The organism is Paenibacillus dendritiformis, from assembly GCF_015845845.1.
In the GTDB taxonomy this organism is placed as follows: domain Bacteria; phylum Bacillota; class Bacilli; order Paenibacillales; family Paenibacillaceae; genus Paenibacillus_B; species Paenibacillus_B dendritiformis_C.
This window is the reverse complement of sequence record NZ_LDIG01000234.1, coordinates 14818-40323: the sequence shown is the minus strand read 5'-3', so window position 1 is coordinate 40323 and position 25506 is coordinate 14818. Positions and strand designations below refer to the sequence as shown.

21 protein-coding genes, 1 pseudogene and 1 riboswitch are annotated in these 25506 nt (G+C 57.5%); of the genes and pseudogenes, 13 read left to right on the top strand and 9 right to left on the bottom strand.

All coding sequences use genetic code 11. The annotated features are described in order from the left end of the window. Positions 1-3 precede the first annotated feature (3 nt). Positions 4-1980: a M1 family metallopeptidase gene (locus ABD76_RS23205; RefSeq protein ID WP_197259411.1), complete on the bottom strand. Its 1977-nt coding sequence runs from the start codon at positions 1978-1980 to the stop codon at positions 4-6. 140 nt (positions 1981-2120) lie between these two features. Between ABD76_RS23205 and ABD76_RS23200 the strand changes: the two genes are divergently transcribed. The 3 genes from ABD76_RS23200 to ABD76_RS23190 all read left to right on the top strand — a co-directional run bounded on the left by ABD76_RS23200 (position 2121) and on the right by ABD76_RS23190 (position 5155). Then, complete coding sequence (locus ABD76_RS23200) at positions 2121-2621, top strand: YwhD family protein (protein ID WP_197259410.1); 501 nt, start codon at positions 2121-2123, stop codon at positions 2619-2621. Positions 2622-3160: 539 nt separating this feature from the next. After that, positions 3161-3838: an FCD domain-containing protein gene (locus ABD76_RS23195; protein ID WP_197259409.1), complete on the top strand. Its 678-nt coding sequence runs from the start codon at positions 3161-3163 to the stop codon at positions 3836-3838. A 105-nt stretch (positions 3839-3943) separates the two neighbouring features. Further along, positions 3944-5155: a CynX/NimT family MFS transporter gene (locus ABD76_RS23190; protein WP_242069751.1), complete on the top strand. Its 1212-nt coding sequence runs from the start codon at positions 3944-3946 to the stop codon at positions 5153-5155. Positions 5156-5308: 153 nt separating this feature from the next. On the opposite strand, the gene ABD76_RS23185 is transcribed toward ABD76_RS23190, so the two are convergent. Beyond that, complete coding sequence (locus ABD76_RS23185) at positions 5309-7363, bottom strand: transglycosylase domain-containing protein (protein WP_197259408.1); 2055 nt, start codon at positions 7361-7363, stop codon at positions 5309-5311. Between the two features lie 399 nt (positions 7364-7762). On the opposite strand from ABD76_RS23185, the gene speE reads away from it, so the two are divergent. Together speE and speB are read left to right on the top strand one after the other, a co-directional pair. Then, on the top strand, positions 7763-8590 hold the full coding sequence (gene speE, locus ABD76_RS23180; protein ID WP_197259407.1) for a polyamine aminopropyltransferase: 828 nt from the start codon (positions 7763-7765) through the stop codon (positions 8588-8590). A 36-nt stretch (positions 8591-8626) separates the two neighbouring features. Next, positions 8627-9496, top strand: coding sequence for an agmatinase (gene speB / locus ABD76_RS23175; protein WP_197259406.1), 870 nt, complete (start codon positions 8627-8629; stop codon positions 9494-9496). A 458-nt stretch (positions 9497-9954) separates the two neighbouring features. Here speB and ABD76_RS23170 read toward each other — a convergent pair whose 3' ends face one another. From ABD76_RS23170 to ABD76_RS23150, 6 genes are all read right to left on the bottom strand, one after another. Beyond that, positions 9955-10416 carry a LysR family transcriptional regulator substrate-binding protein gene (locus ABD76_RS23170; RefSeq protein ID WP_338125183.1) on the bottom strand — a complete coding sequence of 154 codons (462 nt, stop codon included), beginning with the start codon at positions 10414-10416 and terminating at the stop codon, positions 9955-9957. Then, a complete protein-coding gene (locus ABD76_RS30525) occupies positions 10397-10642 on the bottom strand; it encodes a LysR family transcriptional regulator (protein ID WP_338125182.1) in 246 nt (81 codons plus the stop codon). The genes ABD76_RS23170 and ABD76_RS30525 overlap by 20 nt, the downstream gene beginning before the upstream one ends. A 15-nt stretch (positions 10643-10657) precedes the next feature. Then, the gene (locus ABD76_RS23165; RefSeq protein ID WP_242069750.1) at positions 10658-11170 is read right to left on the bottom strand and encodes a nucleoside deaminase; all 513 of its coding nucleotides are present in this window, start codon (positions 11168-11170) and stop codon (positions 10658-10660) included. Then, positions 11167-12270, bottom strand: coding sequence for an amidohydrolase (locus tag ABD76_RS23160; RefSeq protein ID WP_242069749.1), 1104 nt, complete (start codon positions 12268-12270; stop codon positions 11167-11169). The genes ABD76_RS23165 and ABD76_RS23160 overlap by 4 nt, the downstream gene beginning before the upstream one ends. Further along, the gene (locus ABD76_RS23155; RefSeq protein ID WP_242069748.1) at positions 12270-12662 is read right to left on the bottom strand and encodes an ankyrin repeat domain-containing protein; all 393 of its coding nucleotides are present in this window, start codon (positions 12660-12662) and stop codon (positions 12270-12272) included. Before ABD76_RS23155 ends, ABD76_RS23160 begins: the two co-directional genes overlap by 1 nt. Before the next feature lie 323 nt (positions 12663-12985). After that, the gene (locus ABD76_RS23150) at positions 12986-13285 is read right to left on the bottom strand and encodes a KGG domain-containing protein (protein ID WP_197259405.1); all 300 of its coding nucleotides are present in this window, start codon (positions 13283-13285) and stop codon (positions 12986-12988) included. A gap of 193 nt (positions 13286-13478) precedes the next feature. Here ABD76_RS23150 and ABD76_RS23145 point away from each other — a divergent pair. From ABD76_RS23145 to tenA, 7 genes and pseudogenes are all read left to right on the top strand, one after another. After that, positions 13479-13675, top strand: a pseudogene (locus ABD76_RS23145) (IS91 family transposase); the annotation flags it as partial. Between the two features lie 1050 nt (positions 13676-14725). Beyond that, on the top strand, positions 14726-15217 hold the full coding sequence (locus tag ABD76_RS23140) for a YwiB family protein (protein ID WP_197259403.1): 492 nt from the start codon (positions 14726-14728) through the stop codon (positions 15215-15217). Between the two features lie 22 nt (positions 15218-15239). Then, entirely contained in the window at positions 15240-16919 is a 1680-nt protein-coding gene (gene argS / locus ABD76_RS23135) for an arginine--tRNA ligase (protein ID WP_275100854.1), read from the top strand. A 149-nt stretch (positions 16920-17068) separates the two neighbouring features. Next, entirely contained in the window at positions 17069-18838 is a 1770-nt protein-coding gene (locus tag ABD76_RS23130) for a sensor histidine kinase (protein ID WP_197259402.1), read from the top strand. Further along, positions 18832-19587 (top strand): LytR/AlgR family response regulator transcription factor, encoded by a 756-nt coding sequence (locus ABD76_RS23125; RefSeq protein ID WP_197259401.1) that lies wholly within the window; start codon positions 18832-18834, stop codon positions 19585-19587. Before ABD76_RS23130 ends, ABD76_RS23125 begins: the two co-directional genes overlap by 7 nt. Positions 19588-19785: 198 nt before the next feature. Continuing rightward, positions 19786-21582 (top strand): carbon starvation protein CstA, encoded by a 1797-nt coding sequence (cstA, locus tag ABD76_RS23120; RefSeq protein WP_197259400.1) that lies wholly within the window; start codon positions 19786-19788, stop codon positions 21580-21582. Between the two features lie 117 nt (positions 21583-21699). Then, positions 21700-21804, top strand: a riboswitch (TPP riboswitch). 129 nt (positions 21805-21933) lie between these two features. Then, the gene (tenA, locus tag ABD76_RS23115; protein ID WP_197259399.1) at positions 21934-22626 is read left to right on the top strand and encodes a thiaminase II; all 693 of its coding nucleotides are present in this window, start codon (positions 21934-21936) and stop codon (positions 22624-22626) included. Between the two features lie 623 nt (positions 22627-23249). Here tenA and ABD76_RS23110 read toward each other — a convergent pair. Beyond that, positions 23250-24404 (bottom strand): S8 family peptidase, encoded by a 1155-nt coding sequence (locus tag ABD76_RS23110; protein WP_197259398.1) that lies wholly within the window; start codon positions 24402-24404, stop codon positions 23250-23252. Positions 24405-24792: 388 nt separating this feature from the next. Here ABD76_RS23110 and rpoE point away from each other — a divergent pair, with 388 nt between their 5' ends. Further along, on the top strand, positions 24793-25338 hold the full coding sequence (gene rpoE, locus ABD76_RS23105; RefSeq protein WP_197259397.1) for a DNA-directed RNA polymerase subunit delta: 546 nt from the start codon (positions 24793-24795) through the stop codon (positions 25336-25338). Positions 25339-25506: the final 168 nt, after the last annotated feature.

Sequence of the window (25506 nt, the reverse complement as noted above, 5' to 3'; positions counted from 1 at the left end):
GATTCACCACCCCACTGCGCTCGAGATCATTTCAAGCATTTTGATGATGGACAGATTGACGCGGGTGCGGACGGGCTCCTCCACATGCGCCTTCATATAATTGTTGATATGCTTATTCTCAACGACAATCGTATAGAGCGGGTCGATCATGACCCAGTCCAGCGGCGCCGTATGGCTGATCCGGTACTGCATCCGTTCGCCGTCTCCGTTCCACACCTTGCGGGTGGTGTTACCATCCGCGAAGTGAAATACAATCGGCACGCTCGGATAATCGGCCCCCTTCTTCACGATGTGGACCGTGGCTTCGTAGCGGGGGGTTCCCTCACTGTCCACGACGCGGGTATCGATCCCCTCGACAGCGAAGTCCGCCATCTGGTTCCCGTAAATATATTGGTTGAAGAAATCGGTCCACTTCCGCTTGGTGACCTCCTCGACGACACGTTGGAAATCTGCGGTCGTCGGATGCTTGAAGCGGTATTTTTGCGTGTATGTCCGCATGATGCGGCGCATCGTCTTTTCACCGACCTGCTTCTCGATGGCGATCAGGACCAGCTTGGAACGCATGTACACATTTTCGGCATAGTGCCGATGGCCCTTGTATTCCCACGCCGCCAGCTTGAGCGGAGCCGGGTCCGTCATATAGCTCCCTTCCACGGCCAGATTCGGCGTAACCCCGAATTCATGCTCCATCAGCTTGTCTTCGGCATAGGAGGTGAAGCCCTCGTCCATCCATGCTTCCTCGAATTCATTGGAGGCAAGCAGCCCGTAGAAATATTGGTGGCCGATCTCATGAACGACAGTTCGTTCCAGATTATATCCCGGGCTGTCGTCCTCCGCCCCGAAGGCGGTCACAAGCGTGGGATATTCCATGCCGCCTGCGCCGTTGGCCGCCTTGGGCGGGACGACAATGGACAGGGTCGAATAAGGATACGGGCCGTACCATTCGCTGAACTTGGTCAGCGCGGCCTTCACCGCATACAGATAGCGTTCCTTCAAATTCTCATGCTTCGGATCGAGATAGAGCTTGATTCGCACGCCCGGCACATTCGGCGAGGAGAACGGCTCCTCTGCATAGATGAAGTTCGGCGAGGCGGCCCACGCGAAGTCATGAACATCATCCGCATAGAACTGATACGTCTTGCGGCCGTTCGCCAGGACCGGCGTCTTCGTAGGGAAGCCCGTTGCCGCGACCGTATAGGTGTCGGGAACCTGAATTTTGACGCTGTAAATGCCATAATTGGCGTAAAACTCGGAATTGCCATGGTATTGGTGCAGATTCCAGCCTTCTGCCGAGCGCCCCCTTACCCCGACCTTCTCATAAGCGGCCAGCTTGGGGAACCATTGCCCGGCCATGACGAAATTCTCCGCGTACCCCATGCGGGCAAATATTTTGGGCAGCTTTACTTCGAATTTCATGGTGAGCGTAATTTTCTCATAACTCTTGACCGGCTGAGGAAGTCGAATTTTCATTAGTGTCTTGTCCTTCGCATTGCCGTCATCGGGTTGGACATATTCAATCCGGTTCATTAAGGACATTCCGTCGGTCGTCTCCAGCGCCGTCAAGCTTATGCCGCCGTATCCGTCCGCCGGCATGGCATCTTCCCGCAGCCTGCCGCCCGACTCCCGCATAAAGGTCGTGTCCGGAGACTCGAATGCATTCGGATACAGATGGAAGTAGAGCTCGTTCACCGTTTTTTTGCCCGGGTTGATCCACGTTACGGTCTGGGCGCCCTGGAGCAGATGAGCGGACTCGTCCAATCTGACATTGATATGATATTCAACGATACGTTCACTGAGCACTTCTGCAGCCGGAGTCTCGACGTTCTGCGGAGTAACGGGCTCCATAGCGATATTCTTCGGCATGTCCGAACCGAGGGATGGGACCGACTCAGAAGGCCAGAAGCGGACATACAAGACGGAGCTTACGATGAGAAGTGCGGCGATCCAGAGCAGAGGGCGATAATTTTTGCGTCGGGTCATACGATTCTTACCTCCCGTTGACAAGCATCTATGGCATGTATATGTTGGCTTTTTGCGGAATATTAGCTAAAATGAAAATGATTTTGATACCCGGCCTCTCCGCAGTCAGGAGCATCGGGTGAGGAAGGAGTGTGTGCGGAATGGAATCTTCCGATAAGAAGATGAAGAAGCCACTCGCGCTCAATGTCGTGAGCGGCACTAAGCATAAAGGATTTGGCGCCGGCAGCATCGATTTGAACAATGTCTCTCCGGTCATTATTGACGAAGGCCGGGCATACATCGATATGGGAGCCATGCATGCGAAGAGCAAGGTGGAGCGGGGCATCAAGTTCTCCCCGAACCGCGAGGACGTGCCGAATGGCCGCCGCTGCTGGATCGTGTGGGTGGCAGTCGATCGGACGGCGGAAGGAACCTCCTATGGCGGAATCACAGCCTGCGAGATGCTCATCGATACGGAGGCAAGACGCGGCTGGAAGATTCTCGCCGATCATGTGAACAATATGGATTACGCGATGAAGCGCCGCATCATTGTGGACGGACTCGACGCGGAAGAGAAGGCGGCGCTGCGCGAGCTGCTGATGACGCATAACGCGGAATGGTGGGAGCGTTCATCCGAGGAATTGAAGTCGAAGCTGGCGTAAACGAGAAGAAGACCTGTATCCCTGCATACTTGAGGGAACAGGTCTTTTTGTATGCCGGCGGCGAGGGCGAAGCGCTGCCCCGCTTGCTGTAGCTCGCTGCCAATCCTGCATTACTACGGCATTTTTCCCTTGTATCTCTCGGTTGGGCACAGATTCCTGCAGTTATACATGTTTTTGGCTTGTTCCATTGCACTTAGAGCGGCAGCGGCCAGAAATTGATGTATATTCGCAGGATTTTCTTTTAAGTCAAGGCGGTTCAATGAAGAAACTGCACTCTTGCAGCTTTTTTGGGAACGCAGCGCATAAGCTGCCTGTCTACGACCACATGGCGCAGCGGCCAAGCCCGAGCGAGCCGGCAAGGAGCCAGTATCCCTTTGCCTCAAATCGGCGTGTTGTTCCATTCGGTTGATAGGGCCGATCGGAAGGCATGTATGCAGAGGCCGAAAATTTAAAATTTGATTGACAATCATTGTAAGGCCCATGTATGATTACAAACAATCATCCAATCATCCTATGTTTATAAACTGAGGAGGAGTAAAGTGGAGCTTCGTCCGGTTAGAAGACAAACGCTAGTCGAGCAGGTTATCGAACAGATCGAGCATCTGATTCAATCGGATTCATGGCCATTGGGGAGCCGCATCCCCCCTGAGCCCGAGCTGATGCAAGTGTTCAATGTAAGCCGCAACAGCATTCGGGAAGCGGTGAAGTCGCTTATTCATGTCGGCGTGCTGGAGGCGCGGCAGGGCGACGGAACGTATGTCTGCTCCAAGAGCAGCTTGAATGCGATCCTTCATCATCAATTAATGAAGGCGGATATAAGGGAGGCGGCCGAGGTCCGCTTCTGTCTGGAGCGGGAGATTGCCCGTCTGGCTGCGGAGCGACGCAAAGATACGGATCTGGAAGCGATGCGCCGCTGGCTCAGCCTGGCGAACGATGCGTTCCGCATCGGGGACGATGACGCTTATGTCCGTCATGATTATCAGTTTCATCTGGCATTGGCGGCGGCGACCCATAATCAACTGCTGGTCAACCTGTACAGCAGCATTGCGGATGCGGTCAGGCAATCGGTCAACCTGTTCATCAAGCGCAGCCCGCAGCGGGAGAAGATGGCCTGCTTCCACGAAGAACTGGTCGACGCGATCGAGCGGCAGGACGGGAATGCGGCCCAGCAACTCGTACGCCAATTGCTGGAGCTGAATTTCGATATCTCCAAATGAATGGCTGTCCGGAAGACGGATGGCTAGTCGAACATACACATAACACATAGAGAGAGAGACAAATAGAAACAGACGATTAGAGATAAAAATAGGGAGAGATGCATATTGAGACCCGCACTGCAGGCAGAACAACCGGTTCCGTCTAATAAAACGTTAGTGATGCTCTTATTGGGGATTTTGCTTGTAGGCGCGAACATGCGCGCCGCCATCGCTTCGGTGGGACCGCTTATCGGCTTTATTCGCGATGATACCGGCTTGTCGAACGGGGCCGTCGGCTGGCTTACGACGATACCGCTCATCGGCTTCGCCGTGCTGTCCCCGTTCGCGCCTTCGCTGGCGCGCCGCTACGGCACCGAACGCACGCTGGTTGCGACGCTGGCGCTCATGACGATCGGGATCGGGCTTCGCGCCTTCGAATCCATCCCGCTTCTATTCGTCGGCACCGCAGGCGTCGGCATCGGGATCGCCGTCTGCAACGTCCTGCTGCCGAGCATCGTGAAGCAGAACTTCATCAACCGGGTCGGCTTCATGACCGGCCTGTACAGCATGACGATGAGCATCTTTGCCTCGATCGCATCCGGTATCAGCGTTCCGCTAGCTCAGGGCGCAGGCTGGGGATGGCGGAACACGCTCCTGATGTGGGCCGCGCTGTCGCTGATCGGCCTGCTGGTCTGGCTGCCGATGGCCCGAGCCGCCAAGGCACGCAGTGGAGGAGGTACGAAGCGTGCCGCCTCCGGCAAGACCGCGAATGTATGGAAGTCCGGTCTGGCCTGGCAGGTTACGCTCTATATGGGCTTCCAATCCTTCAATTATTATGTGTCCGTAGCCTGGCTGCCGGAGATTCTGCTGAGTCACGGCTGGTCCCCCGTCAATGCCGGCTGGATGCTGTCGGTCATGCAGCTAACCGGCATTCCGTTCAACTTCCTGGTTCCGGCGATCGCGGAACGGTTGAAGGACCAACGGCTCGTGGCCGCAGCCGGAGCGCTCGTCGGCATGGCGGGGTACGCCGGCCTGCTGATCGATAACCCCGCCATCGCGACCGTATCGGTTATCTTGATGGGGATCGGGCAGAGCATCTGCATCAGCCTGGCGCTTACCTTCATTGCGCTTCGCGCCAAAAATGCGACGCAAGCGGCGGCGCTGTCCGGCATGGCGCAATCGATGGGCTATGCGTTGGCGGCGCTCGGCCCGATATGCCTCGGGGCGTTGCATGATGTGACAGCGGCCTGGACATGGCCGATCATCACCTTGCTCGCGACATCCTCGATCATGGTCGTCGCCGGGCTGGGAGCGGGGCGGAACCGGCATATCGGCTAAGCAGCAGCCGGGTTCCGGGCTTATCCCGCTTCGGGATCACGCCAAGCAGCCGGACGCCGGCGCAACTCCCCGGAAGGAGCGGCGCCGGCGGTCCGGCTTTTTTTGTCGTCCTATACATCTGGTTGAGGGGCTGATCGTCTCATGGTCGACGCCTTATCCGGTCCACCAGCGTTTGAAGTGCTGCCACCACGAGCGCTTCTCCGGCTGCTTCTCGATCGGCTTCTCCGGCACCGGTTCCGGCTTCGCCGAACCGTGCAGGCCGCACCATTCCGTCGGCTCGGTCCCTTTGACGAACGTCTCCAGCCGCTTGCCCGGACAATCCTCTCCGGCAAGCTGTCCGGAATCCGGATCAATATAGAGACTGACCACATCATCCGGCACCGTGAAAATTTTGGGCGGCACGCTGTGCAGCGCCTTCTCCATGAACTCGGCGAAGATCGGCGCGGCCTTGTGCGATTCGGTCAGCGAGATGTTCTTGCCCCGATCGTAGCCCACCCATACGGCGGTCGACAGCTCAGGGGTATAGCCGACGATCCAGGCGTCGGCATCGGTCGTGCCCGTCTTCCCGGCGACGGGCCGCTTGATGACCGGCGAGACGCGGTTGCCGGTCCCGCCCGCTTCGAAAACGCTCTCCATCAGACTGGTGAGCACATAAGCTTCCGCCGGGTTCACGACCTGCTCCGCCTCCACCGGCGGCGCTTCGTACAGGATTCGGCCTGCCTGATCCGTAACCTTCAGTATAGCCCGCGGGATGACCCGCTTGCCCTCATTGCTGAAGACGCCGTAGGCGGCGGCCATGTCGAACGGACTGACCGGATAGGTGCCGAGCGCCAAGGACGGGAGCGGCTTCATCGCTCCGTCGATGCCGAGCCGCCGTGCCAGCGAGATGACCTTGTCGGGGCCGATCTGCATCAACGTATGCACCGCGTAAATGTTGTCGGAAGCGGCAATCGCCTGGCGGAGATCGATGTCGCCATGATACTTCCCGCCATAGTTGCTCGGCCGGTACACCTGCCGTCCCTCATCATAAGGAAAAGCCGTCGGCTCGCTCACGAAGTGAGTCGCCGCCGTGATCGCCATCTCCTCCAGGGCGGCCAGATAGACAATCGGCTTGAAGGCCGAGCCCGGCTGGCGCGTGTCGGCGAAGACGCGATTGTATTGATTGAGGCGGTAGTTTTTGCCGCCGACCATCGCCTTGATGTACCCGTTGCGCGGATCGATGGCGATAAGGGCCGCCTGCAGCTCGCCTTCCGCCGGAATCTGCTTCGCCACCGCTTCCTCGGCCGCTTGCTGCGCCCGGGCGTCAAGCGTTGTATAGACGAGCAGGCCGCCGCCGTCGACCGCCACTTCCGGAATGCCGAGATCGGTCAGTTCCCGCCGCACATAATCGCGGAAATAGGGGGCCACGAGCGTATCCGGGCGCTCCGTCTGCGGCTGGAAGGTCAGCAGCTCGTGGTAGGCCTTGTCGGCTGCCTCCTGCGAGATATAGCCGGTCTCGACCATGCCGTTCAGCACGGTTTTCTGCCGATCCTTCGCATTTTTCATTTGCAGGAAGGGAGAATAATAGACGGGGCCGCGCGGAATGCCTGCCAGCATGGCGCTCTCGGCCAAGGTCAGATCGCGGGCCGATTTGTCGAAATAGAGCTGCGCCGCCGCTTCGATTCCATAGGCGCCGTGCCCGTAGTAGATTTGATTCAGATACATCTCGAGAATCTCGTCCTTGGTGTACTTCATCTCCAGTTGCAGGGCGTACAGCGCTTCCTTCGCCTTCCGCTTCCATGTCCGTTCATGGGTCAAATACAGATTGCGCGCCAGTTGTTGGGTCAGCGTGCTGGCTCCTTGCCGGGTGGACATGTTTTCCAGATTGACGAGCACGGCCCGGGCGACGCCCTTCACGTCGATCCCGGGATGATGATAGAACTGCCGATCCTCCGTAGCCAGCGTCGCATGCACCAGATCCTCGGCAATATCTTTCAAGGGGACATGCACCTGCTGCTTCTGGCCCGGGGACAGCGTCGTCAGCAGTTGGCCTTGGCCGTCCAGAATCCGGGAGCTCTGCTCCGTCGCGGTGACGGGAAGATCGCTGACATAGAGGTAACCAAGCACGGAGGCAGCCACGCCAATCGCCATGACGAAGGCGGCGCTGGAGCTGATCAGCAGCAAGCGAAGCCGCTTGCGGTTTTTGGTTGATGTGCGGCGACGATCCATGATGACTCCTCCTTATCCCCGATTTCCCGTTCGTTCGACATTCATTCGCGTTATTTCTCAGTATGGAAAAGAATAGAATGGCTTATTCCTGGGAAGCTAAAAAATCGGCACCTCCGCGCCTGGAAGCGGGCCTTCATCCGTAACCGGGGATACCGGAACAGGGGCAAAATGAGGAGGAGCCGAAGCCCGAACGGGCGCCGCGACAGGATTCCGGGCCGGCCGTTTTTTTATTTTGCTAAGACGGGGTGACTCGCGTATAATACAAATGGTCTATTTATACACTAAGCAGCTTGGTGCGATATGTAGATGAAGTGTTACGAATGTACACATGGGAACCATTACGAGCATTTCAGCAGGGACCAACGATACCATTACCGATAAGAAAGAAGGTTGATTCCTATGGAATTGTGGTTTACAGAGAAGCAGACGGAGAGCTTTGGCATTACGGCGAAGATCCGCGAGACCTATGTGAATGAACAGACGCCGTTTCAGCATTTGACAATGCTGGATACCGAAGAATTCGGACGAATGCTCGTACTGGACGGCATGGTTATGACTACGGTGAAGGATGAATTCGTCTATCATGAAATGGTGGCGCACCCGGCACTCGTAACGCATCCGAATCCGAAGAAAGTGCTTGTCGTCGGCGGAGGAGACGGCGGAGTGATGCGCGAGATTATGAAGCATCCTTCGGTCGAGAAAGCCGTTCTCGTCGACATCGACGGCAAAGTCATCGAATATTCGAAAAAATACCTTCCGGAAATCGCCTGCGAGCTGGACAACCCGCGGGTTGAAGTGCAGGTGAATGACGGATATATGCATATATTGAACAGCAAGAACGAGTACGACGTCATTATGGTCGACTCGACCGAGCCGGTTGGCCCGGCAGCTCCATTGTTCGAGCGCGGCTTCTACCAAGGCATCTACGATGCGTTGAAGGATGACGGCCTGTTCGTCGCGCAGACGGACAATCCTTGGTTCAAGGCGGATCTGATTCAGAAGGTGAACCGCGACGTGAAGGAGATCTTCCCGATCGTGCGCGTCTACGCCGCGAACATTCCGACCTATCCGAGCGGCATGTGGACGTTCACGATGGGCAGCAAAAAGCATGATCCGCTGAAGGTGGAGGAAGCGAGCATTCCGGAGATGGAGACGAAGTACTACTCGCCGCGTCTGCATCACGCCGCCTTCGTATTGCCGAAATTCGTCGAGGATCTCTGCAAGTAGGCCATTAGGCAGGCTGCAGCGAGGAGGAGCATACCTATGAAATTGGATCAAAAATATTCGGGCAACGTGTTCATCTACAGTTCGGAAGACTATGAGAGCGCCAAGGCGGTCATTTACGGCATGCCGATGGATTACACGGTATCGTTCCGTCCGGGTTCGCGCTTCGGCCCGGCCCGCATCCGCGAGGCCTCGATCGGGCTGGAGGAATACAGCCCTTATCTCGACAAGAGCATTGAGGAGCTGAATTACTTCGATGCCGGGGACCTGCTGCTGCCGTTCGGCAACGCGGGGAAGAGCCTTGAGATCATCGGGGAATTCGCAAGCAAGCTGCTGGCAGACGGCAAGTTCCCGGTCGGCCTGGGCGGCGAGCATCTCGTCTCCTGGCCGGTTATCCAGGAAGTGTACAAGAAGTATGCGGATCTGGCGATTATCCATATCGATGCGCATGCCGACCTGCGCGATCAATATGAAGGCGAACCGCTGTCGCACTCGACGCCGATCCGCAAGGCGGCGGAATTGATGGGCGGCAAGAACATCTATCAATTCGGCATCCGTTCCGGCTCCCGCGAGGAGTGGGCTTATGCCCGCGAGAACATCAACTTCCATCCGTTCGATGTGGCTGCGCCGCTGAAGAGCGTGCTGCCGGAGCTGGCAGGACGTCCGGTCTACGTCACGATCGACATCGATGTGCTCGATCCAAGCTGCGCGCCGGGCACCGGCACGGCCGAAGCGGGCGGCATCACGTCGAAGGAGCTGCTCGAGGCGGTGCATCTCATCGCCCGTTCCGAGGCGAACGTCGTCGGCTGCGACCTCGTGGAAGTCGCGCCGATCTATGACCCGACCGAGCAGACGCCGATTACGGCCAGCAAGATTATCCGCGAGATGCTGCTCGGCTTCGTGAAGTAGCATCGATCGCATCACGTCAATACCCCCTCCATCCCCTCTCCCGCCGTTGGTGCGGAGAGGCGAATGGAGGGGGATTTTTGATAAGGGATGATCATTCCAATAATGGAAGCCTGCAAACATGCTCACAAAAAGCAGTGAAATTAGTAAAATTGAAATTTTTCGATTCATTTTCTTTCTTGCCCCCTAGACTCCCCATGATTCGGAAATTAAGATTCACTCTATTAAGATTCCATGTTTATCTATGTATTTCCTCGAATTGCCATACATCTTGTTGTCTGCTGGTATTGATTGAAGGAGTTGGCACCTACGATCTCTTGGACCAAAACGATGCAGGAGCAGGTGAAGGGGCATTTACGATGAGTTCTCATAGGAATGACGCGTTGCTTGAGTACTAGAAAATGTAAGAGCAAGTAAGACTGCCATCCACGGGCATCCACTCTTACTTGCTCCCAATCCCTTTATCGCGATACGATCTCGATGAACTGCTGCGCCGCTTGGGACAAATGATGCTCCTTCAGCCAGATGATAGCCGAAGCGCCGTGAATCTCGGGGAGAGGGAACGCTTGAAGGTTCTCCTCCGCCCAGCGGCCCTGCACGGTCAGCGGCACGATGCTCATGCAGAAGCCGGTGGAGACGAGCTCCATCAATAGCGAAATATCGGAGCACTCCCCGAGGATATCAGCCTCGAGGCGGCGCTGGCGGAACGCGTCCATAATGACCTGATAGACTCCGAGCCCTTCCGTGCTGGGCAGCAACAGCGGAGCGGCGCCAATATCCTGCAGCGTCAGTTCCGGACGCGGGGGCTGGAAGGTGCGGCCGGCCAAGAAATAGAATGGCTCGGCGGGGAAGGGGTGAACGCAGAACTCCGACAGATCGAGCGGAAGCCGGATCAGGGCGAGTTCAATATCCCGTTCCTTCACCAGCTTGCACAGCTGGCATTGCCGCGTGCCGGTAGAGGGCTTGGCCCGCCTCGGTCAGCTCCAGCCCTTTGCGGCCGCGGCAGATTAATTGCACTCCCAGTTCCCGTTCGAGCGCCTTCAGCTGCTGGCTGAGCGGCGGCTGGGCGATATGAAGCCGCCGAGCCGCCGCCGTAATCGTCCGTTCCTCCGCGATGGCGATAAAATAGCGAAGCTGTCTTACATCCATATCGGCTCCCCCTTGTTATGGTCCGCTGCTCCCGTCGGACTGGCCAAGCAACCAGACGCCATACGGCGAGTCCGCTCCGGCGTCCACCCGCAGTGCGACGGTTCGGAGCGTTCTCGCCTCTGCTGGCAGGGCGATCTGCTTGTACAGCCAGCTCGTGCCCAGCCCGGCCGCCTCGGCCTCCGCTTGGCCGTAGGCGTAATAGATGACGGGCAGCTTGGCCAGATAAGCCGCGCTCAGGCACATCGGGCAGGGCTCGCCGCTGGCGTACAGCACGCAGCCGGACAGATCGGGGGTGCCGAGCTGCCGGCAGGCGTCGCGAATGGCGCGCATTTCCGCATGATCGGTCGGGTCATGGCTCGCCAGCACTTCATTCACGGCAGTCGCGATGACCTGGCCTTCGCGGACGAGGACCGCCCCGAACGGCTTGCCTCCCCGGCGGACCGTATGCTCGCAGGCGAGTCGGACCGCCTGTTCCATGAACGCCTGGTGATTCATCGCCTGCCGCTCTTGTCTGTCCGGGCGAATCATAGCGACCCCGCCACGATCCGGCCTTCGTGCAGCACGGCTTGCCGAATGCTCTTGCGGGCTACCGCTTCGGCGGAGCAGCTCGCGTGAACGAGCACGCCGCCCGCCGGAACGCCCGGCGCCGGCCAGGCTTGCTGACCGTCCGGATTCAGCGGGGTAATTCCGCCGGTAATATAGCCAAGCGCCTGAGACAGCCCATGCTCATGCGAGTAACCGTACAGCTCCGCCAGTCGTCCCGCCTTCTCCAGCATGTCGCCCGTACCGAACGGCGACCAATGATCGGTCAGGCTGTCCGTGCCGAGCCCTACAGACACGCCCCGTTCCTTCAGCATCGGCAGCGGCATGACGCGCCGCCCGATCGGCACGGTCGAATGGACCGCAATGCCGAGCGCGGCGAACCGGTCAGCCAGCTCGGCGGCCTGTTCCGCGGAGGCGCTGGCGAAGGCGAAGGAATGGCTCACGGCGACGCGGCCCTGCCAGCCGGCATCCTCGGTCAGATCAGCCAGATGATGCAGGGTGGCCAAGCCATGTTCCCCGGCGTCGTGGACATGGATGTCGATGCCCGTATTCGTCTCGACGGCAATGTCCATCAGCGTAGCGAGCGATTGCTTCATATCGCCGTCCACCGAATGCGGATCGACCGATCCGATGAGGCCTGCGCCGCTGCGGGCCGCCTGCCGGAGCAGCCCGGACACGTTCGAGCGGAGGAGCCCGTGCTGGGTGAAGGCGACGATCTCATACGTAAGCATATCGCGGTAAGCTTCCAGCACCTCCAGACACTTCTCCAGATTTTGAAGCTCGGAGACCGGATCAATATTGACGTGAGCCCGGATATGAGTGGAGCCGTGGCGCAGAATCAGATCGAGAATTTGCGCTGCTCGTTCTCTGACATAGGGAGCTTGCTCCACGAGCAGGCGGCGCTCCTCCTCGATTCGCTCGAAGATGCTCGAGACCGGGCGCACCGCTTTCCATGGCCCGCCGTAATAGGTTTTGTCCAGATGGATATGCATCTCGCGGAAGGGCGGCAGCAGGAGCAGCCCCTGCGCGTCGATCCGCGGCAGCGGGTCGGCCGGAAGTGAGGCCGCCGGACGAATCTCCTCCATCATCCCGTCCTTGACGCGGATATGGAACAGCGATGTCGAGGTGCCCGTACAGCGATATGGCCGCGTTCGGCTGCCGGAATAAGCGCGGTGCCGCCGAACCGGTTCGTCCGGCGGGTGTCGGCGCCCGCCTCCAGCAGAAGGAGGACCATGTCGAGCAGCCCTTCCGCGCCTGCATGGAGGAGGGGGTTGTCGCGGCGCCGATCCTGCTTGTTCACGTCGGCTCCGAGTTCAATCAGCGCGCGGACCGTGCCCGTATGCCGCCCGTGCACGGCAGCCAGAATCGCAGTCCGGCCTGAAGCGTCCGTGGCATTGATGTCTGCCCCTTCCCGGATGAGCGCAGTGACGGTATCCGTCTGTCCGTGCCCGGCCGCTTCAATCAATCGGTTGTTCATCGAGATCACACTCCTGTCGGATAAGTCCGGCCGGCGCATCCTCCGGTGAGGAGGCGCCCAGCCGTCCGCAACGTCAATCCAACCCAAGATGCCAGGACAGGGGGCGAAGGCCCCGCCTCGAATACCGTGTTGATGCCATCGTATCACTGGTTCGTCTATATGAAAAATATATATTTTATTCGTTTTCGATATCTTTTCCATATATACAGGGTGCGCAAATCGGGCTTACACAACCCCAAAAGAGGAGCCGCCCTGGAGGCAGCTCCCCTCATTTTCCTTATCTAAGCCGGCGTCCCTTCCGGAGACCGGCATGTCTTCAGCATCTAGCGGTCATTCCGCTGCCGGGCGCGGGCCTCTCCGCCCTTGCGTCCCGCTTCCTCGCGGCTCATCTTCCCGTCATTGCCATTGGAGCGGTTATTCCCGTTCTCATCATTATCCGAATGGCCTCGGGCTTCGCCGTCCTTGTGGCCGATCTCCTGATAGAACTCCTTGTCGTGAGTGCGGGAGGTGGCTTCGCCGCCCTTTTGCCCAATCTCTTGATAGAACTCCTTGCCATGACTTTGGGATGTTGCCTCTCCACCTAACCGTCCTGCTTCTTCACGGCTCATGTTGTTTTTTGCCATTCTGAATCACTCCTTGTAGGTTTTTGAGTTGCGGGTGAAGCTATTATTGTTTTACCCGCCTGCGCGATTATGAAACAAAAGGAATATTGTCCAATAAAAAGAAAAAACGAATCTCCTCGGAGGGAGATCCGGCCAGGTAGTCTATATATAACTCGTGTGTCGAGAGGTGAATCAGGATTGAGCTTGCGGTTCACTACCATTCGAGATGCTTCGAAAGCACTGGCAGATGGTCGTGATAGAACGGATTCGCCGGAAGCTAAGCGAGCAAGAGAAAAATCAAGTGCCGTCGTGAATACAGAAGGCCTGCTCGGAGAATGGGGCGGCTTCTATGTGCATGCGCCGAAACAGAAGGGCAACGTCAAGCAACGGCTCGGATACATCGGGCGTTACTCGAATATAAGGGAGAAATCTGCCTTGAGAATGGGAAGTTGAAGGTGAAGTCGCCGTGTGCTCCACCTCGAAGGCATGTCTGGAAAGGATGAAAAGGTTTTTGATCTTTTGTTGATCATGTCTTCTTTGTCAAATGCCTGATCACAAATATGGCGACAAAGAAAAATGAACACGCTAAAACGATATCTTTAAGCCGTTCATTCCCAGAGAAAATGGAAATGAAAAATTAATCCTAAAATGAAGACGAGTAAAATTGGAATTCTCGATACATGTTGTTTATTACTGTGCTTTTTCCTTAAGGCAAGTATTATAATGCACAGATAAAGAATTATACTGGAAAAAGCAATTTCCTTAATTATATTATCACTGCCAATCACATGGAGAAAAAGAGTAGCTCCTACCATGATGGCAAGCACAATATAAGGTATTGCCGCTTTCCTCAATTAAACCACTCCTCTCCTTTTTTAGAAAATCAATACACTATAACTGTATTACACCTGCTTTGCTTGCGCAAATAGAAGCTGGTGGTTATTTTAACGATACTTGAATCCGTGAGCCTTCAACGAGCTATTTTCAAGCTATGGTTTCTTGTGTTAGATTATAATTTTTTACCCTATATTGAAGTTTTATGGTAACAATCTAATGGATCTTAGTCATCGCGTCGTTCTCGCACAGGCTTTCTTGCCCGATGATACGCCAGGCAGTGGAACGTAGAGTGGCCAGCGCGCATTGACCTCATAGGTTCCTTGGTAAGTGCGGGAGGCTCCTTTCTTCTTCGTGCCGGATTAATCGAGGGCGACGGCATGGATATCCCAAGACAGCTAGATTAGGAACCGGCAGGCAACTCCGTCAGTGTGACCGTCGTCGTTAGGTATGGTTCAGGCACAGCGCACGAAATACGCCGGTACGGACCAGGCTGGATAATGCCGTTCGAACGCCTCGCTGCGAATGAAGAAGCCGTCTCATTCCATGTTGCAAAAGATGCACGCATACCGGATAATGAAGTGATAAGATGAACAGGATGCACATCAGGGATTGAGGTTGAATTCGATGAGCAATAACCACACAGGAGCCGAGCGCGTCCGCATCGCCATAGAGAGCCGGCAGGATGGCGAGGTTACCTTTCTCCATGCGGATGGCGAGCTGTACCGGAAAGGAAGCAGCTTCTATCTGCTGTACAAGGAATCGGCTTCCGATATGGAGCATCCGGCCGGGCCTGAAGCATCCGGACATCCCGGGGGAGACCCGCTGGTGACCTCCGTCACCTTCAAGGCCGGCGAGCATGGCGGCAAGCTGATGCGCCGGGGCGGGGTGAACTCGGAGCTGTCCTTCGTCAAGGACGGGCGGGGCATTGGCTATTATCAGGTAAGCGGCATGCGGTTCTCCGTCGTTACGGAGACATCGGACTGGAAGCCGCCCGTATACGAACAGGATGAAGCGGGAAGGCTGCGCGCGTGGACGGCGTCATGGTCCTATACGCTATATATGGAAGAAGAGCGAGCCGGTTATTTTCAACTACAGATACGGGCGGAAGCCCGCTGAACCATTAGGAGGAGCAGGTTACATGAGCATGAGTGTAATGGAAAAAGTGAACGAGTCTGTCAAAGCGGCGATTGAGCAAGCGGTCGTCAAGGCCGGACTGGCGCAGCAATCGGAGCTTCCGCCCTTCGTCATCGAGGTGCCGAAGGACAAGTCGCACGGCGACCTGGCGACGAACGCGGCCATGCAGTTGACCCGCATCGCCAAGCGCAATCCGCGCCAGATCGCGGAGGCTATCGTGGAGCATCTGGATCTGGCGGCGGCTTCGATCCAGAGCGCGGAGATCGCAGGCCCGGGCTTCATCAACTTCCGGATGGATCGGTCCTATCTCTATGATGTGATCCGCGAAGTCAGCGAGCAGGGCGATAATTACGGGCGCATCGGCATCGGCGCCGGACAGCGCATCCAGGTGGAGTTCGTCAGCGCCAATCCGACGGGGAGCCTTCACCTGGGCCATGCCCGGGGAGCGGCCGTCGGCGACGCGCTCTGCAATCTGCTGGATTTCGCCGGCTATGAGATGACGCGCGAGTATTACATTAATGATGCAGGCAATCAGGTCAATAATCTGGCGAAGTCGATCGAATGCCGGTACAAGCAGGCGCTTGGACAGGAAGCGGAGATGCCGGAGGACGGCTATTACGGCGAAGATATCAAGGGATTCGCGCAGGAGCTGGCCGAGAAGGAAGGCGATCGGCTGCTGAACCTGCCGGATGAAGAGCGGCTGGCGTTCTTCCGCAGCTATGGCCTGGAGAAGGAGCTGGACAAGATCAAGCGCGATCTGGGCCGCTTCGGCGTGCCATTCGACATCTGGTTCAGCGAGACCTCGCTGTATGAGAACGGGGAAGTGATCAAGGCGCTGGATGCGTTGAAGGCGCGCGGCAAGGTGTACGAGCATGAAGGCGCGACATGGCTGCGCACGACCGAATTCGGCGACGACAAAGATCGCGTGCTGATCAAAAATGACGGCTCCTACACGTATTTGACGCCGGATGTAGCCTATCATATGGACAAGTATAACCGCGGCTACGATAAGATCATCAACATTTGGGGAGCGGACCACCACGGTTATATCCCGCGGATGAAGGCCGCCATGGAAGCGCTCGGCAACGATCCGGACAAGCTTATCGTGCTGATCGCCCAGATGGTCAGCCTGTATCAGGACGGCGAGAAGGTGAAGATGTCCAAGCGCACGGGCAAAGCCGTGACGATGCAGGATCTGATGGACGAGGTCGGCGTCGACGCCATCCGCTATTTCTTCACGATGCGTTCCATGGACTCGCATCTCGATTTCGACATGGATCTGGCGATCTCGACCTCCAATGAGAATCCGGTCTACTATGTGCAATATGCGTACGCGCGGATTTGCAGCATCTTCCGCCAGGCGGAAGAGCAGGGAATCGCGCGGAAGCCGCTGGCGGAGCTTCAACTGGCGAAGCTGACCGCGGAGCATGAGTACGACCTGCTTCGCAAGATGGGCGAGCTGCCGGAGGAGATTGCGGTCGCCGCGCGCGATTATGCGCCGCACCGCCTTATCCGCTATGTCTATGAATTGGCGTCTCTCTTCCACAGCTACTACAAGGCGGAGCGCGTCATTACCGAGGATGCGGAGCAGACCCAGGCCCGCCTGGCCTTGCTGGGCGCAGTGCGCACCGTGCTGGCCAATGTGCTCCGTCTCGTCGGCGTCTCCGCTCCGGAACGGATGTAAGGCAGAGACGAATCATATAACGCAGTTGAGCCGGTTCCCGCTCCTCGGGGCCGGCTTTTTTTGCGTGCCTGGAAACATGTTTCTCCGTCGTCTATGGCCGGTTCTCAGGTATAATAGAAGCACAATCATCATAAGAGAAGGTGAGGCCCATGGTTCACCTGCTTCCGTTAATGCTGGAGCGGGTCGGTATATTGCTGATTATCGCGTTTGTGCTGTCGCGGATGAAGTCATTCCGGCAGATCATCCAGAACGAGCATGGCATTGCCGAGAAGCTGATGCTGATCGTCGTCTTCGGCGCATTCGGAATCGTAAGCAATTATACCGCCGTCCAGATTCATGACAATCTCATCTCGACCCAAGCCTGGAACGCCGGCGTCGAAAGCGGCAGCGCGCTCGCCAACACGCGCATCATGGGGGTGGCCATAGGCGGGCTGCTCGGCGGGCCTCTGGTCGGTACAGGCGTCGGCCTGCTCGCGGGCATTCACCGGCTGATGCTCGGCGGGTACACCGCCTTCGCCTGCGGCATCTCGACGATACTCGCCGGGATGGTCACCGGCCTGATCGGTAAGCGCTTCCGCGTTCAGAACCGTTACGCCGCCTGGCATGCAGCCCTTATCGGCATATTGATGGAGGCCGCGCAGATGGGCATCATACTGCTGGCGGCCGAGCCCTGGCCCCATGCGCTGGAGTTGGTCAAAATGATCAGCGTGCCCATGATTGTCGTGAACGGCTTCGGCACGCTGCTCTTCATGCTGATTATCCAGTCGATATTCCAGGAGGAGGAACGGACCCGTGCCCTGCAGACCCATCAGGCGCTCTACATCGCGGATCAGACGCTGCCTTATTTCCGCCAAGGCTTGAATGCCCATTCCTGCCGGGAGGCGGCCCTTATTATATTAAAGGAGACCAATGCCGATGCGATCTCGATTACGAATGAGCATCAGATACTGGCCCATGTCGGAGCAGGCTCCGATCATCATGTGCCGCTCCAGCCCATCTCGACCCAGTTGACGCAAACCGTGCTGAAGGAAGGGCGGATTCATATGGCGAGATCGCGGGAGGAGATCCACTGCCTCAATCCGGATTGCGTCCTCCAGGCTGCACTTGTGCTGCCGCTCAAGGCGCATCACCGGACCGTGGGCACCTTGAAGCTGTATTTCGCCCGCGCCTCGCAGCTCGATCAGGTTGAGCAGGAGCTGGGGGAAGGGCTGAGCAAGCTCTTTTCCACCCAATTGGAGCTGGCCGAGGCGGAGCTGCAGAGCAAGCTGCTTCGCGATGCGGAGATCAAGGCGCTCCAGGCCCAGATTCATCCGCACTTCCTCTTCAACGCCTTCAACACGATCTCGGTGCTGTGCCGGACCGATCCGGAGAAGGCCCGCGATCTGCTGCAGCAGCTCAGCATCTTTTTCCGCAGCAATCTGCAGGGCGCACGGACGATGCTCATCCCGCTGCACAAAGAATTGGAGCATGTGGAAGCGTATTTGTCCCTGGAGCAGGCCCGCTTCCCGGACAAGTATACCGTCTCGACGGATATCGATCCGGAGCTGGAGGATGTGCTCGTGCCGCCGTTCACGCTTCAGCCTCTCGTCGAGAACGCGGTGCGCCATGCCTTCCCCCGCGGCGCGGCTCTGCCCTGCGGGAGCGTGACCTTGCAAGCGTACCGGGAAGGCGATCGGATGATTCTGCTGACCCGGGACAACGGCCAAGGCATACCGAAGGACATCCAGGGGACGCTTGGCAAGCAGGCCGTCGATTCGGCGGAGGGCACCGGAACGGCGCTGTACAACATCCGGCAGCGGATGGCCGAGATATACGGGAAGCAGGCGTCCTTCCGGATCGACAGCGAGCCTGGGCAGGGGACGACCGTGATGATCGCCGTGCCGATTCAGTTCCATGAATGGAGGGAAGCGTCATGCTGAAGGCCTTTGTCGTCGATGACGAGCCGTTGGCAAGAGACGAGCTGATTTATTTGCTGAGAAGGACGAGGCAGGTGGAGGTGGTCGGCGAAGCGGATGCGGTGGAGGATGCCTTGGCGGGAGTCGCTGCGGCGCAGCCGGATGTGGTCTTCCTCGATATTGAGCTGCAGGAAGAGAGCGGGCTCGATATCGCCGGCCGGCTTCGGGAACTGGAGACGCCGCCCGATGTCGTGTTCGCTACCGCATATGATGAATTTGCGCTGAAGGCGTTCGAGCTGAACGCCGCCGACTATATATTGAAGCCGTTCGACGAGCAGCGGGTGCAGCAGACGATCCGCAAGCTGCTTCGTCTCCACGAGCGGGAGACCTATCCGGCATCGGCATCGCCCGCCGCCCGGGGCGGGATGGCGGAGCGGGAGCGGCAGGAGCGTCTGGCCATCACGGTTGACGAGCGGATTATCGTGCTGCATGTCAACGATATCGTCTACCTTGGGTTCGAAGAGGGGAAGACGGTCATCGCGACGGCGGAGCGGAAATACAAGGTCGGCGAATCGCTGACCCAACTGGAGCGGAAGCTGAATCATCCTTGCATCGTCCGCGTCCACCGGGCGTTCCTCGTCCACCTGGATCGGATCGTGGAGATTCAGCCGTGGTTCCATTCGACCTGCCATCTTCGAATGCAGGATGGATCCCGCATTCCGGTCAGCCGTACCTATATGAAGGAATTGAAGCAGCTGCTCGGGATATCATGAAGCCAGAAGATTCGGCCGAAGCCGGATCGGGCTTTCCCGGAGGCGCTGGCGGCGTCCGGGCGAGGGGCGTAATCGCTTGCATTTCGAAGGGTCCTTTTTGCAGTTGAATCGGCATCTCTCGCATTCTGTCATGAAAACGAAGCAGGGAAGCTTTCATATTGTATGATGACTCCAAAACGATTGCAGGGAGTGGTACACATGAATGCGGTAACGATTGTAATCGGATCGATATGCATCCTGATGATCGCGTACCGGCTGTACGGAACGTTCATGGCGGCCAAAGTGCTGAAGCTGGACGATTCCAAGCCGACCCCGGCCCATGAACTGAATGACGGCAAAGATTATGTCCCGACCAACAAGTGGGTCACCTTCGGCCACCATTTCGCCGCGATCGCGGCGGCCGGGCCGCTCGTCGGCCCGATACTGGCGGCGCAGTTCGGATACTTGCCCGGCCTGCTGTGGCTGCTTATCGGCGCGGTCATCGGCGGCGCGGTGCATGATGCCGTCGTCTTGTTCGCCTCGATGCGCAAACAGGGCAAGTCGCTCTCCGAGGTCGCGAAGGACGAGCTCGGCCCGGTAGCCGGCTTCTGTACCGGTCTGGCGATGCTCTTCATCATTACGATCACGATGGCCGGACTGTCGATGGTCGTGCTCCACGCGTTGGAGCATAACCCATGGGGCACCTTCGCCGTCGGGATTACGATTCCGATCGCGATGGGCGTCGGCTTGTTCTACAAGAAGACAGGGAATCTGAAGCTTGCGTCCACCATCGGCTTCATTCTGCTCATGGCCGGCGTCTTCCTCGGGCCCTCCATTCAGGGCACCGTCCTGGGCGACTGGCTGACGCTGGATACGAAGACGCTTGCCCTCCTGCTGCCGATCTATGCGTTCTTCGCGGCAGCCCTGCCCGTCTGGCTGCTCCTGGCGCCGCGGGACTACTTGAGCAGCTTCATGAAAATCGGCGTTTTCATCGCCCTTATCGTCGGCGTGTTCATCATCAACCCGGCGATCCCGTTCCCGGCCTTCACGGAGTTCGTGAACGGCGGCGGCCCGATACTGGCCGGCCCGGTCTGGCCGTTCATCTCGATCACGATCGCCTGCGGAGCCATATCCGGCTTCCACGCCTTCGTCGGCTCGGGCACGACGCCGAAGATGATTAACCGCTGGAGCGACATCAAGGTGGTCGGCTTCGGCGCGATGCTTGTCGAATCGCTGGTAGGAATTATGGCGCTAATTGCGGCGGCGGCGCTGCAGCCGGCCGATTATTTCGCGATTAATTCGGCGCCGGAAGTCTTCAAGACGCTCGGGATGTCGACCGTGCATCTGCCGGAGCTGGCGCAGCAGATCGGCCTCGATCTCGAAGGGCGGACCGGCGGAGCCGTCACCTTGGCCGTCGGCATGACGTACATTTTCACTAAAATTCCGTGGTTCAGCCACTTGTCGTCCTACTTTTTCCAGTTCGTGATCATGTTCGAGGCGGTCTTCATTCTGACGGCGATTGACGCCGGCACGCGGGTGGCCCGCTATCTGATTCAAGACTTCTTCGGCGATATCTACAAGCCGCTGAAGCAGGTCGATTGGGTGCCCGGCTCCATCTTCGCCAGCGCCTTGGCCTGTCTAATGTGGGGCTACTTGCTCTACTCGGGCGACATCGGCTCCGTCTGGGCGCTGTTCGGCGTCTCCAACCAGCTGATGGCATCGATCGGACTCATTGTCGGGGCGACGGTCATTCTGAACATCGCGGATAAGCGGAGATACATGCTGACCTGTCTCATTCCGCTCGCGTATTTGTTCGTCACGGTCAACTATGCCGGTTACTGGATGGTCAAGAACGTGTATCTGAACCCGTCCGCTTCCGGGTACAGCGTGTTGAACGCCGCGCTGTCCATCATTATGCTGGTGCTCGGCATCGTCATTATGGTATCCGCCATCAAGAAGTGGATCGAACTGTGGAACGGGCCGCGGGCGAATCTCGAACCGCTTAGCGTCACATGAACGGTTCAGGATCGCTTGTCCGGCAGGCGCTTCGGCGCGCGGGCAATAAATCGGGAAGAATAGTTTGACAAGATTGGCAATCACAGCTAAAGTAAGACGTGACAATGAACTTTATACGAAATCCGCTGGGGGAGCCGCGCAAGGCGGCTGAGACAAGAGACGCTTGGACCCTTTGAACCTGATCCGGTTAATACCGGCGTAGGGAAGTGGAGACGGCCTTCACAGGTTCGAGTTGAAGCTCTGTTGCAGGATGACTTGACGAAGCCGCTCCATTTCGGGGCGGCTTTTTTGTATGGCTGCGCCGGCGCCCCTGAGTTGGATTTCATCGAAAATGAGGCGGAGGTGCTAAGTATGGCCAGTTTTACCGAAGAACTCCGGCGTACGGCGGATCCGATTTTTGCGGCGATTTTTGCGCATCCGTTCGTTCGGGGCATTGCGGAAGGAACGTTGGCGAAGGAACAGCTCATTCACTATGTCAAGCAGGATTTTGAATACTTGAACGCCTTTATCCGAGTATACGGGATTGCGATCTCCAAATGCGACCACCGCGCCGCGATGGCTCTATTTAACGAGCAAATCTCGTTTATTCTGGACAGCGAGACGCATCCGCATCAAAATTTTTGCGACGTCGCCGGGGTGACGTACGAAGAACTGCAAGGCTTCCCTCTGGCCCCTTCGGCCAATCATTATGTAAACCATATGCTGACGGTCGCCCATGCAGGAACGCGGGAAGATATCGTGGCGGCATTGCTGCCCTGCCCTTGGACGTATACCGAAATCGGCCGCCGGCTACTGGAGGAAGTGAAGCCGGATTCATCCCATCCGTTCTATGACTGGATGCATTTTTATGGAGAGCGGGAGAGCGGGATCACGATGCAGCTTCGCGGACTGCTTGATGAGTGGGTGGAGTCTTTGCCTGTCGTCCGCAAGCGGCGGCTGGAGGAGCATTTTCTGACCAGCTGCCAGTTGGAATATCTGTTCTGGGACATGGCCTATACGTTGGAGGACTGGCCGGCGCCTGTCACGGAAGCGCTGCGGGCGTAAATCCGGGAGGGGCAGCGGCTTCCCGTCGCCATCAAGAAGCATCAAGGAACGGCGCTCCCTCGTGCATAATATGACGAATACGGTCGCCACCAACGGGAAGATAATTCATGTCATCGCCGTGGTGGAACGCCGAATTCCTGCTATAATGCAGGATTCTGCCTCGGTTCGGGGCCTGATTGAGCATCATTCCTGCAAATGTACATCATTTTCCCGGCAGAATTCGAGTTTGTGCAGAAATGCCCGGTGATTGCTGTATATTTGCAGGATTTTCTATTGCAATAAGCGGCAACGGGGGACAAAGCTGCAGTTTTGCATCATTGTATGGAGATCCGAGCCTGAGACCCTGTTTCGAGAAACGCTGCGGCATTCCGTAGAGCGGAAGCCCGGTGTTCAACAGAGCAAAGGCCGTGCATCCCGCAGAGCGGAAGCCCAACGTTCCACAGCCGCGGAAGTTGATGCCTCGCCGGAACGGGAATAGCCCCTCCCGGGAGCCAATTCGTGGCGCCCCCTGATTGGGAGCGGCACAGTTGGCAGCCCATCATTCCGGAGGGGGACGATTCATGCGCATAGCCCATTCCTGACCGACCGCTTCCAGCCCGCCCAGGGATACGTCCGGGCGACCGCTACAGCCGCTCGGCTTCCTTCAGCAGCCGCATTACATCTACCTCGCCAGGCACCTTGGCCTGGAGGTTGCGGGTTTTGCGGCCGTGAACCGGGTTCGCTGTCCGCCGGAGCAAAGCCTTGATCTCGCCCGGCTTCAAGCGCGGCCGCACGGCAAGCAGGAGCGCGATCGCACCGCTGATGTGCGAGGTGGCCATCGAGGTGCCGCTCATCTCGTGATATTTGCCCTTAATCCAGGAGGACACGATCTTCTCGCCGGGGGCGTAAATATCGACGAATTGCCCCCGGTTGCTGAACGGCGCAATCCGCCGCATGCGATCGGTGGCCCCGACGGAGATCGTCTGGGGATAGCGGGCCGGGTAATCGATGGACTTGCGCTTCGCGTCGTTCCCGGATGAAGCGACGACGGTGACCCCGGATTGATAGGCCTGGGTCACCGCTTGCAGCAGCGACTTGCTGCGGGATTTCATGCCGAAGCTCATATTGATGATGTGCATCCCGTTACGGACGCACCATTCAATGCCGTTGATAATATCAGACACATAAGCGGCTCCGTTCTCATCAAATGATTTTACGGGATGGATTAAGGCGCGGGGAGCCACGCCGATAATGCCGTACATTTGATTGGCCGCAGCTATCGTGCCCGCAATATGGGTCCCATGACCGTTGTCATCATACGGCGGCATGCCGCGGTGAACGAAGTTGACTCCGCGCATCAGCGACTGGCGAAGATCGGGATGGCGGTAATCGGCCCCTGTGTCGATCACGCCGATGTGCACGCGGTGGCCGGTGGTCGTTCCCCATGCTTGCGGAGCCTTGATCTGCCGCACGCCCCACGGAATCCCCCGCTCCCAGGAGACCGGCCTGTGGGAAGCGGCCTGAATCGCGATCAACGCGTCTTCCTCTATCGTGAACTCGTTCGGATACCGTGACAGCAGCTGTGCAACCGATTCGGGAACCGGACAGCTCCAGGCGCGGATGAGCGGAAGTTCGCGGAGATGCTGGAGCTCGGGCCGATCCCGGCGAAGCGTGCGGAGCGCCTCGCTGAATGCGGCGAACCGCTCCGGCCGATGGAAGCGAATCAACCGCTTCGCTCCAGGCCGTCCGCTGAAGGACATCTCTTGAAGCAACATGTGCAATAAGGCCGTCATATCCAATGTCGAGTCCCTCCCGACAATTCCTTGTGGGGTATCGTATGCCAAGGGGAGGAGGGTGGACTGGGGTAGCTGCCTTTTTTGCGAAAGTTAGGCCTTCTCCCGTGTCAAAAGGCGGCTGCGGACATAGGATGAAGAAGAGCCGGCGAAGGGCTTTGCACACGGTAGACGAGGTGTAAACCTGTCTGTGGTGCGGATACAGTCGAACGCGAAGGGATGCCCTTCGCGTTTCTTTTTTTCTTTCAATGGAAGCGGAAGGAGACAGACATGTGGCATTTTTTTGTCCACGTCGTGAAAACTTGCTTTTTCATGGAAAATCGGTTTTACTTAGGTGTGAAACTGGATATGATCGTATTTATCCGTTTGAACCTTTGAGAGAGGATGTGTCCTTATGAGCACCCCGTTGGAATTGAAGTTGGATCCCGACAAAGTGCAAGAAATGCCGATGGTGGATATTGCTTTCCTCGTCTTGAAAGCAGCCAACACGCCTTTCTACTACCGTGATCTGATGAATGAAGTTGCGAAGCTTCGCGGACTCAGCGAAGAGCAAATTAATGATGTCATTGCACAGTTATATACGGAAATCAACATTGATGGCCGCTTCGCGTGCGTAGGGAACAATCTCTGGGGCTTGAAGCGCTGGTATCCTGTCGATCGCTCGGAAGAGTCGATGGGCACGAAGCGTCCTCGCATCATTAACGATGACGACGATGATCTGGAAGATGACGATATGTTCGTCGAAGAGGACGACAGCTACAACAATGATGAAGACTTCGACTTCGTGGACGAAGACGGCGAAGACGATGAAGACATGTATGTGGATGAAGAAGAGGATGCGGAAGTAGAAGAGGAAGTCATTATCGATGATGAAGAGATCGATGAAGACAACCCTGACGAGGAAGAAGAGCCGGATATGGAAGAGGATGACGATCGCTAGTCGGAATCCGAGCCAGCGGCTGTGACGGACCGTTTGCTTATGTTTCCCGGGCGATCTCCTTCGAGACGCTACGGCGGGAAGATAAGCAAACGGTTTTTATCTGAATCCGCCCCTCTGATCTTGGCTGTGATGCCCCTTATTCTGCATGCCGGAGCCGGGCCGCTGCGG